The organism is Nocardia sp. NPDC057227 (assembly GCF_042669725.1).
GTDB classification, from domain to species: Bacteria; Actinomycetota; Actinomycetes; order Mycobacteriales; family Mycobacteriaceae; genus Nocardia; species Nocardia asteroides_A.
In genome coordinates this window covers 22,983-35,312 of sequence record NZ_JBHUXA010000003.1, presented here as the reverse complement: position 1 = coordinate 35,312, position 12,330 = coordinate 22,983, and the positions used below count along the sequence as shown (strand labels likewise).

Below are 12,330 nucleotides of genomic sequence, written 5' to 3'. Positions count from 1 at the left end.
GGCACTCTGTCGCGCTCGTGACCGGAATGAACCGGAGATCACACGAAGCCGGACTGATCAGGACATAAGTCCGACAGTGATATCCGAATTTCGCGTAACTTATCCGGTGCGCGGAACGATAGGGACGGTCGGCGCCGGGGTGCCCACCGGTCGGTTCCGCGGCGCTCCGTAGGCTGATTCCCCGTGTCCGATACTCCTCCCGATGCCGGCGATCCCAACTATCTCGTCGGTCTCGATCTGAACGGCAGGCGCGTCGTCGTGGTCGGCGGCGGTTCGGTTGCCCAGCGCAGGCTGGGGCTGCTCATCGCCTCCGGCGCCGAGGTGCACGTCGTCAGCCGCGCGGTCACCCCGGCCGTCGAGGGGATGGCGGGCGCCGGGCAGCTCACCCTGGAACTGCGCGACTACGCCGACGGCGACCTGGACGGCGCCTGGTACGCCATCGCCTGCACCGACGAGCCGGAGACCAACGCCGCCATCGTGGCCGAGGCCACCGCGCGCCGGATCTTCTGCGTGCGCGCGGATGTCGCGCGGCTCGGCACCGCAGTCACCCCCGCCACCGCGCGCTACGACGGGCTCAGCCTCGGCGTGCTGGCAGGCGGCGCGCACCGGCGCTCGGCCGCGGTGCGCAGCGCGCTGCTCGAGGCGCTGCAGTCCGGGGTCGTCACCGACGACTCCGACCCGGTGGTTCCCGGCGTCGCGCTGGTCGGCGGCGGGCCCGGCGACCCCGATCTGATCACCGTGCGCGGCCGCAGGCTGCTCGCCAGGGCCGACCTGGTGGTCGCCGACCGGCTGGCCCCGCCGGAGCTGCTCGCCGAGCTCGGCCCCGAGGTCGAGGTGATCGACGCCGCCAAGATCCCGTACGGCCGGGCCATGGCGCAGGAGGAGATCAACCGGACCCTCGTCGAGGGCGCGAGGGCGGGCAAGTTCGTGGTCCGGCTCAAGGGCGGCGACCCGTACGTCTTCGGCCGCGGCTACGAGGAGCTGGAGGCGTGCGTCGAGGCCGGGGTCGCGGTGACCGTCGTCCCCGGCATCACCAGCCCCATCTCGGTGCCCGCAGCGGCAGGCATCCCGGTGACGCACCGTGGCGTCACCCACGAGTTCGTCGTGGTCAGCGGCCACCTGGCACCGGACCACCCGGACTCCCTCGTCGACTGGCCCGCCCTGGCCACGCTGCGCGGCACGCTCGTGCTCATGATGGCGGTCGAGCGGCTCGACCGCTTCGCCGCCGCGCTGCTCGACGGCGGGCGCGCCGCCGACACCCCCGCCGCGGTGATCCAGGAGGGCACGCTGCGCACCCAGCGGGTGCTCCGCGCCGACCTCGGCACCGTGGCCGAGCGGGTCAAGGCCGAGGGCATCCGGCCCCCGGCGATTGTCGTCATCGGCCCGACGGCCGGGTTCGGCTCGGCCCCTGCGTAACTGGTGCGCGGCCCGGAATCCGCAGGTCGCCGCCCGGCGTCCCCGGCCATCCGCCCGGATAGGTGTCTGTGACGCATGATTTACAGTGGCCGGGTGCTCAGAGACCCCGCGGTGACCCCGCACTACCCGGTGACCGGGCGCGCCTTCGGGCTCGCCATCCTGGTACTGAGCGGGCTGCAGCTCATGGTGGTGCTCGACGGCACCGTCGTGATCTTCGCGCTACCCCGGCTGCAGGAGGAGATGGGGCTCTCCAGCGCGGGCAGCGCCTGGACCGTCACCTCCTACGGCCTCACCTTCGCCGGGTTGATGCTGCTCGGCGGCCGCCTTGGTGACTCTTTCGGCCGCAAGCGCATGCTGATCAGCGGCGTGGCGGTCTTCACCTTCGCCTCGCTGCTCTGCGGCCTCGCCCAGGCCGAGTGGATGCTGCTCGCCGCGCGCGCTCTCCAGGGCGCCGGCGCCGCGATCGCGGCGCCGACCGCGTTCGCCCTGGTCGCCACCACTTTCGCCCCCGGTAAGGCGCGCAATCAGGCGGTCGCGATCCTCGGCTCGATGGTCGGGGTCGGCTCGGTCGGCGGCCTGGTGGTCGGCGGCGCGCTCACCGAGGTCTCCTGGCGCTGGATCTTCCTGATCAACGTGCCGATCGGCGCGCTCATCATCGCGGGCGCGGTCGCCACCCTCTCCGACACCGCGCACCAGCGCACCACCCTCGACGTGCGCGGCGCGCTGCTCGGCACCACCGCCTGCGCCGCCATCGTCTTCGGCGCCACCGAGGGGCCGCAGCTCGGCTGGGACAGCCCGTACATCATCGGTGCGCTCGTCGGCGGCCTGCTGCTGCTGATCGTCTTCGTCCTGCTGGAACGCCGCGTCGATTCCCCCCTGCTGCCCTGGTCGCTCTTCGACCGGCGCGACCGGATCGCCACCTTCCTGCTCATCTTCCTGGCCGGCGGCATGCTCGGCGCGATGACGTTCTTCGTCGCCCAGTTCCTGCAGAACGTGCTCGGTTACAGCCCGCTCACCGCCGGGCTCGCCGCCATCCCGTTCACCGTCGGCATCGGCATCGGCGGCGCGCTGGCCTCCAAGCTCGCGCTCCTGGTCGCCCCGCGCTGGCTGCTCCTGGTCGCCAGCGCCGTCCTCGCCTGCGGCCTGGCCTTCGCCTCCACCCTGAAGGGCGACGTCGACTACTTCACCATCCTGCTGCCCCTGCTCGTGGTGATCGGCTTCGGCGTCGGCGTCGCCATGGTGCTGGCCCCGATCTGCGTCCTGGTCGGCGTCCCCGCCGCCGACATCGGCCCGCTCGCCGCCGTCGGCCAGATGTTCATGAACCTCGCCACCCCCATCGCCATCGGCCTCTTCACCCCCATCGCCGCCTCCCGCACCCTCGCCGTCGGTGGGGTGGTCGGTGTCCCCGCCACCGACATGACCGAGCTCGAGGTCGAGGCGCTCGGCAACGGCTACACCCTCGTCCTCTTCTGCTGCGCGCTGTTGGCGCTGCTCATCGGCGCGGTCGCGTTGACGCTTCGGTACACGCCCGCGCAGTTGGCCGAGGCGCAGCATGCGGAGAAGGAAGCCCAGCTTGGGTGAGCGGTACTCCGGAAGGCGGCAGATCGCCGCCGATCTCGGCGTCGCACCCTGACCCATCGGTGGCCCGCTCCTCGACCGGTCGTTCGGCGTCGCGACTCTCCGCCGAGCGGCAGTTCGATGTCCACCAGGACTCGGGTGCCACACCCCGGATGTGGGCTCATGCCTCGCGACTGACGACGCTGTACGCGAAGACATTCCCGCGCCGGACGGGAGACCGGGAGGGCGGCATCGCCTATGCCCGCGCCGCACTCGACGCGCTACCTCCCGAGAAGCACTCGCTGACACTCCGCATGCTCATGGACGAGGTCTCGGCGTAATAGACGAGAGGGACCCGGGAGCTTGGCCTGCTCCCGGGCCCCGGAAATGAGTCGCCCCGTGCCTGCGCCGACCTCCGCGGCCGGATCATGGTGACTGCGACGTGCCCTTCCGTTGGACCACCTCGGTAGGAAGACACCGAGGACCGGATTCGAACCGGCACCCCGCCGCCGTGCGTCCGGGCCGCGAGGCCGGAACAAGGGCGACGAATACTCGTGCTGGAGCGAGAGTCTGAACTTGAGAGTCAGGCTGATCGATCAGCGTGAGTTTTTGCGCTCAGGGAGCGCATCCCCCGGCTCGCGGCGGGGGAGTTCGTGGGGTCAGCGGAACAGGTAGCGGAAGACGGCGTCGCCGGTGCGGCGGTCGGCCACCTCGGCGCCGTTGGCCTCCTCGCGGGCGAACTGCACCGCCTCGCGCAGCGTCTCGACCCGCTGCACCAGCTCGTTCACCCGCCGCGCGGGCAGCGCGCCGGAGAACTTCACCGTGGTCCAGTAGCCGACCGCGATGTCCTCGTAGTACACCTCGACCTGCGCCGGGTGCTTCTCCGTCGCCTCCGCCTTGACGTGGTTGCGCGGCACCTTCCGCGTGCGGATGGTGCGCACGGCGTCGGTGCGCCAGGTGTCGGTGGAGTCGTCGAAGGACCAGGACTCGGCGGCGTCCAGCACCGGCAGCGACTTCACGAACTGGTGCAGCTCGGCCAGCTGCTTCTCCAGGAAGAGCAGGTACGAGACCGGCACCTGCGGGAGCAGCACCTCGCCGTCGACGGTGACGTCGGCGGTGGCCGTGGTGTTCGCCCAGTCTTTGGTCGCGGTGACGTCGAAGAGCCGGGTGAGCGTGGCCGCGGTGCGCCGCAGCACCTCCTCGGAGGTGACCTGCACGCGGGTGGACTCGGCCGGAAGCTGCTCGCCCTCCTCGTCCTTGGGCTGGTACGTGCGGGCGATGCCCGCGAGCAGCGCCTGCTTCTGCAGCAGCGCCCTCGCCTCGGCCAGCTCGCGCGCCGAACCGCTCTTCACGCCCTTCTCGACGGCGATGATCTGATTGAGCTTCGTCATGGTCCACCTCCCCGAATCGTTGCCTCACACCGTCTTTCGCCCCCCGGTGCGGGAACGACGCTACGGGAGTGCCCGGTGTTCGCGCGAATTGTTTTTCAGGTGAGGACGAGGAGTTCGGTGGGGGAGGCGATCTCGACCCGGAGCCCGGCACCGGCGGCGATCCGGCCCACCCCGCGCACGTCCGACGGGTCCGCGCGGGTGAGTACGAGGGCGCGGGCGAGCAGCCCCTTGTGGTGTTTGTTGAAGTGGCTCACCACGGTTCGGCTCCCGTCCGGCTGCCCGGTGAGCACGGTGGCGGTGACGGCGCCTGGCACCGGCCCGAGCGCCTGGTAGCTGCCGGAGCGCAGGTCGATCACCAACCCACCCGCCGCCTCGGCGAGCAGCGCGGGGGTGAGCGCGTTCTTCCAGAGCGCGGGCAGGGTGGGCAGCCCGGGGAGGCGGGTGCCGCCGGAGAGGCGGTAGGCGGGGATCGGGTCGCCCGCGCGGACCACGCCGAAGAGCGCGGAGCCGACGGCGAGCCGGTGCAGCGCCTTCGCCTTCTGCGCGCGGGTGAAGGAGCGCGCGTCGAGTGCGTCGTAGAGGACGCCGGTGTAGCGCTCCAGCGCGGGGCGGGTGGGGGAGGTGCGGACGGCGGCGTTGCGGGCGATCTCCGCCTCCGCCGATTTGCCGAGCCCGAGTACGGCGGCGGCCGTCGCTGGGTCGGCGGCCAGCTTCTCCACCGCATCGAGCAGCTGCGCCCGGACCGGGGTCAGCGCGGGCAGCGAGAGCGAGCCGAGGTCGAGCGGGCCGCCGCGCCCGCCGTCGGACTTGGTTTCGGAGGGGGGCAGCAGCACCAGCACGAGCGACAACGGTAGTTCAGCCGGGAAAGTCCTCGCTGCCGACCACCGCGAGCAGCGCCAGCCGGTCCGCGCTTTCGGTGCCGAGCGCGGGGGTGAACCAGAGCAGCCGCTGCCTGCCGTCCTCGCTGAACAGGTTCAGGCAGTTCACCTCCAGCAGCCCCAGCGACGGGTGCAGGATTCGCTTCCGGTCGTCGCGCCGGACCGCGACGTCGTGCTCGGCCCAGAGCGCGGCGAACTCCGGCGAGCGGGCCAGCAGGTCGTCGATCAGGGTGCGCGCCTCGCTGTCGCCCGCGTCCCTGCGGGCGGCGGCGGCGCGGAAGTCGGCGACGAACGCCCTGGCGTGCACCGGGTGGTCTTGCTCGGGGTAGATCCGGCGCGCGTCCGGGTCGGTGAACCAGCGGTAGACGAAGCTCGCCTCTGGGCCGCGCAGCCCGGACTGGTCGCCGAGCAGCGCGACCGCGAGCGGGTTCTGCACCAGCGGGACGTGCAGGTCGGTGATCACCTGGGCGGGGGTTCCGGTGAGCCGGGTGAGCAGGTCGAGCATGCCGGGGTGCAGGTGCGGGTCGGCGGTGCGCGGTATCGGCCGTTCGGCCAGGTGGTAGAGGTGGTCGCGCTCGTCCCTGGTCAGCCGGAGTGCGCGGGCCAGCGCGGCGAGCATCTGTTCGGAGGGCTGTGAACCGGCGCCGCGCTCCAGTTCGACGTAGTAGTCGACCGAGGCGCCGGCAAGCTGGGCCACCTCGTCCCGGCGCAGGCCGGAAACCCGGCGCCGCGGACCCGCGACCAACCCGACCTGCTCCGGGCGGATGCGCTCGCGCCGGGAGCGGAGGAACGCGCCGAGTTCGGTGTACTTCGCGGATCGCATGGCTCCAGTTTGCGGGGCGGGCGCCCGGCGACCCAGGGGGTGGCATCCCCTGGTACCGGCGCGCGGCGCGGCGCAGGGTGGAGTCATGAACGAGACACGGGTAGCCATCGTCACCGGGGGATCGCGGGGGATCGGGCGGGCGGTCGCCGAGCGGCTCGCCGCCGACGGGTTCGCGGTCGTCGTGAACTACGCGGGCAATACCGCCGCCGCGGACGAGACGGTCGCGGCCATCACCGGCAATGGAGGAAAGGCGATCGCGGTGCGCGCCGATGTCGCCGACGAGATCGCCGTCGCCGCGCTGTTCGACCGCGCGGAGCGGGAGTTCGGCGGGATCGACGTGGTGGTCAACGCGGCGGGGCGGATGATGCTCTCCACCATCGCCGATCTCGACCTGAACGAACTCGACGCCATGCACCGCACCAATATCCGCGGCACCTTCGTGGTCGCCAAGCAGGCCGCACGCAGACTCCGGAACGAAGGTGCCTTCATCGGCTTCTCCACCTCCGTGGTCGGCGCCCAGTTCCCGACCTACGGCGGGTACGCGGCATCCAAGGGCGCGGTCGAGGCGATGACGCTGATCCTGGCGAGGGAGCTGCGCGGCCGCGACATCACCGCGAACACCGTCGCCCCCGGCCCCACCGCGACCGACCTCTTCCTGGACGGCAAGTCCGACGAGCAGATCGCGACCCTGGCGAAGACTCCGCCGCTGGAGCGGCTCGGCACCCCGGCGGACATCGCGAACGTCGTCGCCTTCCTGGCGAGCCCGGCGGGGCACTGGGTGAACGGTCAGACGATCAGGGCCAACGGCGGACTGGTCTGACACCCCCGGTCAGCGCCGGACCAGCACGGACTACCCTGTGCAACCGTGATCACCCGCCTCTCCCGCCTCTTCCTGCGTACCCTGCGCGACGACCCGGCCGATGCCGAGGTGCCCAGCCACAAACTGCTCGTGCGCGCGGGCTACGTCCGCCGGATCGCACCGGGCGTGTACTCGTGGCTACCGCTCGGGCTGCGGGTGCTGCGCCGGGTCGAGGACGTGGTGCGGGAAGAGATGAACGCCATCGGCGCGCAGGAGATCTCGCTGCCCGCGCTGCTGCCGCGCGAGCCCTACGAGGCGACCAAGCGCTGGACCGAGTACGGCGACGCGCTGTTCCGGCTGCGCGACCGCAAGGGCGCCGACTACCTGCTCGGCCCCACCCACGAGGAGCTCTTCGCGCTCACGGTGAAGGGTGAGTACAACTCGTACAAGGACCTGCCGGTCACGCTGTACCAGATTCAGACCAAGTACCGGGACGAGGAGCGGCCGCGGGCGGGCATCCTGCGCGGGCGCGAGTTCATCATGAAGGACTCGTACTCCTTCGATCTGGACGAGGCCGGGTTGAAGGCCAGCTACGCCGCGCACCGCGAGGCGTACCAGCGGATCTTCGAGCGGCTCGGGGTGCGGTACGCCATCGTGGCGGCCACCTCGGGAGCCATGGGCGGTAGCGCGTCGGAGGAGTTCCTGGCCGAGAGCGAGGTCGGTGAGGACACCTACGTGCGCTCGGAGTCCGGGTACGCGGCGAATGTCGAGGCCGTGGTGACGCCCGCGCCGGCGCCGCTGCCGATCGAGGGGCTGCCGGAAGCCGTCGAGCACGACACCCCGGATACCCCGACCATCGCCGCACTGGTGGAGTGGGCGAACGGCGCCGGGATCGGCGCGGTCACCGCCGCCGACACGCTCAAGAACGTCATGGTGAAGCTGCGGCACCCGGACGGCAAGACCGAGATCGTCGGCATCGGCATCCCCGGTGACCGCGAGGTGGACGGCAAGCGGCTCGGTGCGGCGCTGGAGCCTGCGGAGTTCGAGCTGCTCGACGAGGCCGGCTTCGCCGCCAATCCCTTCCTGGTCAAGGGCTACATCGGGCCGCGTGGGTTGCAGCGCAACGGGATTCGGTACCTGGTCGACCCGCGGGTCGGCACCGGCACCGCGTGGATCACGGGTGCGGACGCGCCGGGCAAGCACGTGGTCGGGCTGGTGGCCGGTCGCGACTTCACGCCGGACGGCACCATCGAAGCCGCCGAGGTGCGCGATGGCGATCCCGCGCCGGACGGGAACGGCACGCTGGTCACGGCGCGCGGCATCGAGATCGGGCACATCTTCCAGCTCGGCTACAAGTACACCGACGCGTTCGAGGTGGACGTGCTCGGCGAGAACGGCAAGCCGACGCGGCTGGTCATGGGCTCCTACGGGGTCGGCGTCTCGCGCATGGTCGCGGTGATCGCCGAGCAGCAGCACGACGACAAGGGGCTGCGCTGGCCCGCGGAAGTCGCGCCGTACGACGTGCACGTGGTGATCGCCAACAAGGACGGTGCCGCGCGGGACGGGGCCGAGGAGGTCGTGGCCGGGCTGGATGCCGCCGGGCTCGCGGTGCTCTTCGACGATCGCACCGCCTCGCCGGGCGTCAAGTTCAAGGACGCCGAGCTGCTCGGCATGCCGCTGGTACTGGTGATCGGCCGCGGCTGGGCGCAGGGCGTCGTGGAGCTGCGCGACCGGTTCAGCGGAGAAGCGGAAGAGATTCCGGCCGCCGAGGCCGTGGCGGCGGTCGTCGCGCGGGTCCGCGGCTGATCGGTCGCGCCGCGAGCGGCCGCTGGGAGTGCCCGGGGCCGCTCGTTCGGCGCGGGAAGTCGCGCGCGGTCGCAACGATCGCCGTTCGCGCGGGGGTGGTCGTCGCGCTGAAAAAGATGGCACTGCTCGCGGCCGGGGCATCCAGTTCGCGGGCCGACGGCCCTTCAGACCGTCCCGGGAAACGCCACGGTCGGCGGCTCGGCGCCGAGGATGGACTGCCAGGCGGCCAAGCGGAGCGTGGCCTCGGTGAGCGCCTCCACGCCGGTGGTTCGCACCTCGGGCGTGGTCCCCTTCTCGACCACCGAACGCCAGGCAACCGCGCTGTCGGTCTCGACGGCGACCGCGAGCCGGGCCGCCGCCACCGGGTCGGTGACCGGGAACGGGGCGGTGTAGGCGGCGCTCGGCGCGGGCGGGGTGAGCCCGCTCGCGGCGAGCGCGTCGACGGTGGCGTCCCGGCGGGCGCGGTGCGCGGCGGCGTGCTCGGCGAAGACGGTGTAGCGCTCGTCCGCGGCGTACGCGGCGATGATCCCGTACGCGTAGACGGCGGCGTACTCGGCGTCCAGCGCGGTGCTCAGCGCCTCCTGGTCCGGGGTCATGCGAGCAGTACCTCCGCGTGCGCGGCGCAGGCCGCGCTGATCGAGGCGAGCAGCCCGGCGCGGTACCCGGTCTGGGTGCGCGCCAGGTCGGCCGCCGAACGGCGGGAACGGGTGAGCCGGTCGCGCAGCTGCTGCACGGTGGGCGGGGCGGCGCTGCCGCCGGTCGCGCCGGTGATCGGGTCGATGGTCGGCTCGGCGGGCAGCGCGGCGCGGGTGCGGTGCACGGGGGTGGTGCCGTCGCCGTAGTGGCCGACCACCCTGGCGATCTCGGCGCGCAGCGCGTCCGCGTGCGCGGTGCGCTCGGCCGCCACCGTCGCGAGGGCGCGGGCGCGGGCGGGTTCGGTGGCCGCCATGGCGGTGGCCGCGGCCGCGTCGACGCGGGCCCGTTCCTCCTGCCCGGCCAGCTGGTCCGGATCGTGCACCGGGTCGCTCGCGCAGCCGGCGGCCGCGCCGAGCAGCAGCAGCCCCGCGCAGGCACCGGCCCCTGCGCGCAGGGCGGTACGGCGATCGACCACGGGTCGGGACGCGGGAGGGCGGTTCGGCACGCGCCCCATCGTGCCAGACCGCGGTGGCCGGGCAGGCATCGGAACCCGGGCCCCGAAGTTGTCCGCGCGGAACCGATTCCAGCGGGTCCGGTAGCGTGGCTGCGGGGCGGGACACTACGAAGAACGGCAGGTCCGAGACGAATGAGCATCCGAGACGTACCGGTGCGCACCCTGGCCGGCGAGCAGACCACCCTGGCTGACGTGGTCGGTGACCGCGCCGCCCTCGTGGTGAACGTCGCCAGCAAGTGCGGCCTGACGCCGCAGTACAGCGCCCTGGTCGAGCTGCAGAAGCAGTACGGCCCGCGCGGCTTCACCGTGATCGGCGTCCCCAGCAACCAGTTCATGGGGCAGGAGCCGGGCAGCGCGGAGGAGATCCAGGAGTTCTGCTCCACCACCTACGGCGTCGACTTCCCGCTGCTGGAGAAGACCGATGTGAACGGCGACGAGCGGCACGAGCTGTACCGGACGCTCACCGAGACCGCCGACGCCGACGGCACCGCGGGCGATATCCAGTGGAACTTCGAGAAGTTCCTGGTCGACCGGGATGGCAAGGTCGTCGGCCGCTTCCGGCCGCGCACCACCCCGGACGCCCCCGAGGTCACCGCCGCCATCGAAGCGGCGCTCTAACCGCAGCCCCGACCGGAGCCGCCGCCCCGCCGGGAGCGGCGGCTCCGTCGCGTCTCGGATGCCCGGAGTTCGCTCCGGCTCGCCGCCGGGAGGACGTCGCCGACCAGCGGATTGCGTTCTACACTCTCCGAGCGCGTTACGCTAGACCCTCGGCACAGGAACTTCCGACCCCCGTACAACTGAACCAGGAGCCGCCCACATGTCGTTGCCGACCGAGGAGAGGGTGAGCCAGCTCGTCGCTGGCCTCGTCGAGGGCCGAGGTTTCGATCTGGAGGGGGTCTCGATCGCGGGCGGCCGCAGCGGGCAGGCGAAGGTCACCATCGTGGTCGACCGGGACGCCGCCACCGACCTCGACACCGTCGCGGAGCTGAGCACCGACCTCTCCGAGGTGCTGGACGAGGCGGGCGACTTCGGCGAGGCCGCCTACCTGCTCGAGGTCACCACCCCCGGCGTGGAGCGCCCGCTGGACGCGGAGCGGCACTGGCGCCGGGCGCGGGGCCGGAAGGCGCGGATCACGCTGCGTCCCGGCGCGCCGAATCCGGAGCCGGGGGTCGGCGGCAGCTTCGAGGCGCGCATCGGCGCGCTCTCCGGTGATTCGATCGCGCTCGTGCTCGGCGGCAGGCGCAGCCCGCACCGGGTGACCGTGCCGCTCGCCGATATCGCCGAGGCGGTGGTGCAGGTGGAGTTCAACGCCCCCGGCGCCGCCGAACTGGAACTGGCGGGCGGCGTCGTCCCCGGCCGCCCCGACCCGCGCACCGAGAGCGCGACCCCGCTACCCGGCGACGAAACATCGTCCGGCAGTGCCATCGAGCCGCAGAGCGGCAGTACCACCGAGCCGCAGACCGAAGGGATCGTGGAATGAACATCGAGATCGAAGCTCTGCGCGCCATCGTCACCGACAAGGGCGTCTCCATCGAGACGGTGATCGCCGCGATCGAGTCGGCGCTGCTCACCGCCTACCGGCACACCGAAGGGCACCAGCCCGACGCCTACATCGACATCAACCAGAAGACCGGCGTGGTCCGGGTGATGGCGCGCGAGGTGGACGCCGACGGCAACGTCCTCTCCGAGTGGGACGACACCCCGGAGGGGTTCGGCCGGATCGCGGCCACCACCGCCCGCCAGGTGGTGCTGCAGCGGCTGCGGGACGCGGAGAACGAGAAGTCCTTCGGCGAGTTCGCCATGCACGAGGGCGACATCGTCGGCGGCGTGGTGCAGCGCGACGCCAGGGCCAATGCCAGGGGCACCATCGTGGTCCGGATCGGCAGCGAGGTGAACGGCACCGAGGGGCTCATCCCGCCGGCCGAGCAGGTGCCCGGCGAGCACTACGAGCACGGTGACCGGGTCAAGTGCTACGTGGTCGGGGTCTCCCGCGGCCAGCGCGGCCCGCAGATCACGCTCTCCCGCACGCACCCGAACCTGGTGCGCAGGCTCTTCGCGCTGGAGGTTCCGGAGATCGCGGACGGCTCGGTGGAGATCGTCGCGGTGGCCCGCGAGGCCGGGCACCGCTCCAAGATCGCGGTGCGCAGCATGGTCTCCGGGGTGAACGCCAAGGGTGCCTGCATCGGGCCGATGGGGCAGCGGGTGCGCAACGTCATGAGCGAGCTGGCCGGCGAGAAGATCGACATCATCGACTACGCCGACGACCCGGCGTCCTTCGTCGGCAACGCGCTCTCGCCCTCCAAGGTGGTTTCGGTCACAGTGGTCGATCCGGATGCCCGCGCGGCCCGCGTGGTGGTGCCGGACTACCAGTTGTCGCTGGCCATCGGCAAGGAAGGGCAGAACGCAAGGCTCGCCGCGCGGCTCACCGGCTGGCGGATCGACATCCGCAGCGATGCCGCTCCCGAGGTCGGCGACGGGGTGCGCAGCGAGGCCAATCGGAGTTGACCGAA

12 protein-coding genes are annotated in these 12,330 nt (G+C 72.2%); 7 read left to right on the top strand and 5 right to left on the bottom strand.

The window, feature by feature from the left end; translation table 11 throughout:
- Positions 1–183 precede the first annotated feature (183 nt).
- Together cobA and ACFUJ1_RS06015 are read left to right on the top strand one after the other, a co-directional pair.
- Entirely contained in the window at positions 184–1,416 is a 1,233-nt protein-coding gene (cobA, locus tag ACFUJ1_RS06020; protein ID WP_378643054.1) for a uroporphyrinogen-III C-methyltransferase, read from the top strand.
- A gap of 93 nt (positions 1,417–1,509) precedes the next feature.
- Positions 1,510–2,997: an MFS transporter gene (locus ACFUJ1_RS06015; RefSeq protein WP_378643052.1), complete on the top strand. Its 1,488-nt coding sequence runs from the start codon at positions 1,510–1,512 to the stop codon at positions 2,995–2,997.
- A 635-nt stretch (positions 2,998–3,632) separates the two neighbouring features.
- Here the strand turns inward: ACFUJ1_RS06015 and ACFUJ1_RS06010 are convergent.
- From ACFUJ1_RS06010 to ACFUJ1_RS06000, 3 genes are all read right to left on the bottom strand, one after another.
- Entirely contained in the window at positions 3,633–4,364 is a 732-nt protein-coding gene (locus ACFUJ1_RS06010) for a hypothetical protein (protein WP_378611705.1), read from the bottom strand.
- A gap of 95 nt (positions 4,365–4,459) precedes the next feature.
- Positions 4,460–5,203, bottom strand: a complete 744-nt coding sequence (gene yaaA / locus ACFUJ1_RS06005; protein WP_378643049.1) for a peroxide stress protein YaaA — start codon at positions 5,201–5,203, stop codon at positions 4,460–4,462.
- A 16-nt stretch (positions 5,204–5,219) separates the two neighbouring features.
- Positions 5,220–6,065 carry a helix-turn-helix transcriptional regulator gene (locus ACFUJ1_RS06000; RefSeq protein WP_378643046.1) on the bottom strand — a complete coding sequence of 282 codons (846 nt, stop codon included), beginning with the start codon at positions 6,063–6,065 and terminating at the stop codon, positions 5,220–5,222.
- Between the two features lie 85 nt (positions 6,066–6,150).
- Here ACFUJ1_RS06000 and ACFUJ1_RS05995 point away from each other — a divergent pair, with 85 nt between their 5' ends.
- Positions 6,151–6,885, top strand: coding sequence for an SDR family oxidoreductase (locus ACFUJ1_RS05995; RefSeq protein WP_378643044.1), 735 nt, complete (start codon positions 6,151–6,153; stop codon positions 6,883–6,885).
- Positions 6,886–6,930: 45 nt separating this feature from the next.
- Entirely contained in the window at positions 6,931–8,670 is a 1,740-nt protein-coding gene (locus ACFUJ1_RS05990) for a proline--tRNA ligase (protein ID WP_378643042.1), read from the top strand.
- Positions 8,671–8,834: 164 nt separating this feature from the next.
- On the opposite strand, the gene ACFUJ1_RS05985 is transcribed toward ACFUJ1_RS05990, so the two are convergent.
- Entirely contained in the window at positions 8,835–9,266 is a 432-nt protein-coding gene (locus ACFUJ1_RS05985) for a DUF4439 domain-containing protein (RefSeq protein WP_378643040.1), read from the bottom strand.
- Complete coding sequence (locus tag ACFUJ1_RS05980; RefSeq protein ID WP_378643038.1) at positions 9,263–9,781, bottom strand: hypothetical protein; 519 nt, start codon at positions 9,779–9,781, stop codon at positions 9,263–9,265. The genes ACFUJ1_RS05985 and ACFUJ1_RS05980 overlap by 4 nt, the downstream gene beginning before the upstream one ends.
- Before the next feature lie 171 nt (positions 9,782–9,952).
- Here ACFUJ1_RS05980 and ACFUJ1_RS05975 point away from each other — a divergent pair, with 171 nt between their 5' ends.
- From ACFUJ1_RS05975 to nusA, 3 genes are all read left to right on the top strand, one after another.
- Positions 9,953–10,438, top strand: a complete 486-nt coding sequence (locus ACFUJ1_RS05975; RefSeq protein WP_378643036.1) for a glutathione peroxidase — start codon at positions 9,953–9,955, stop codon at positions 10,436–10,438.
- A 199-nt stretch (positions 10,439–10,637) separates the two neighbouring features.
- The gene (rimP, locus tag ACFUJ1_RS05970; protein WP_378643034.1) at positions 10,638–11,300 is read left to right on the top strand and encodes a ribosome maturation factor RimP; all 663 of its coding nucleotides are present in this window, start codon (positions 10,638–10,640) and stop codon (positions 11,298–11,300) included.
- Positions 11,297–12,325, top strand: a complete 1,029-nt coding sequence (nusA, locus tag ACFUJ1_RS05965) for a transcription termination factor NusA (RefSeq protein ID WP_378643032.1) — start codon at positions 11,297–11,299, stop codon at positions 12,323–12,325. Before rimP ends, nusA begins: the two co-directional genes overlap by 4 nt.
- Positions 12,326–12,330: the final 5 nt, after the last annotated feature.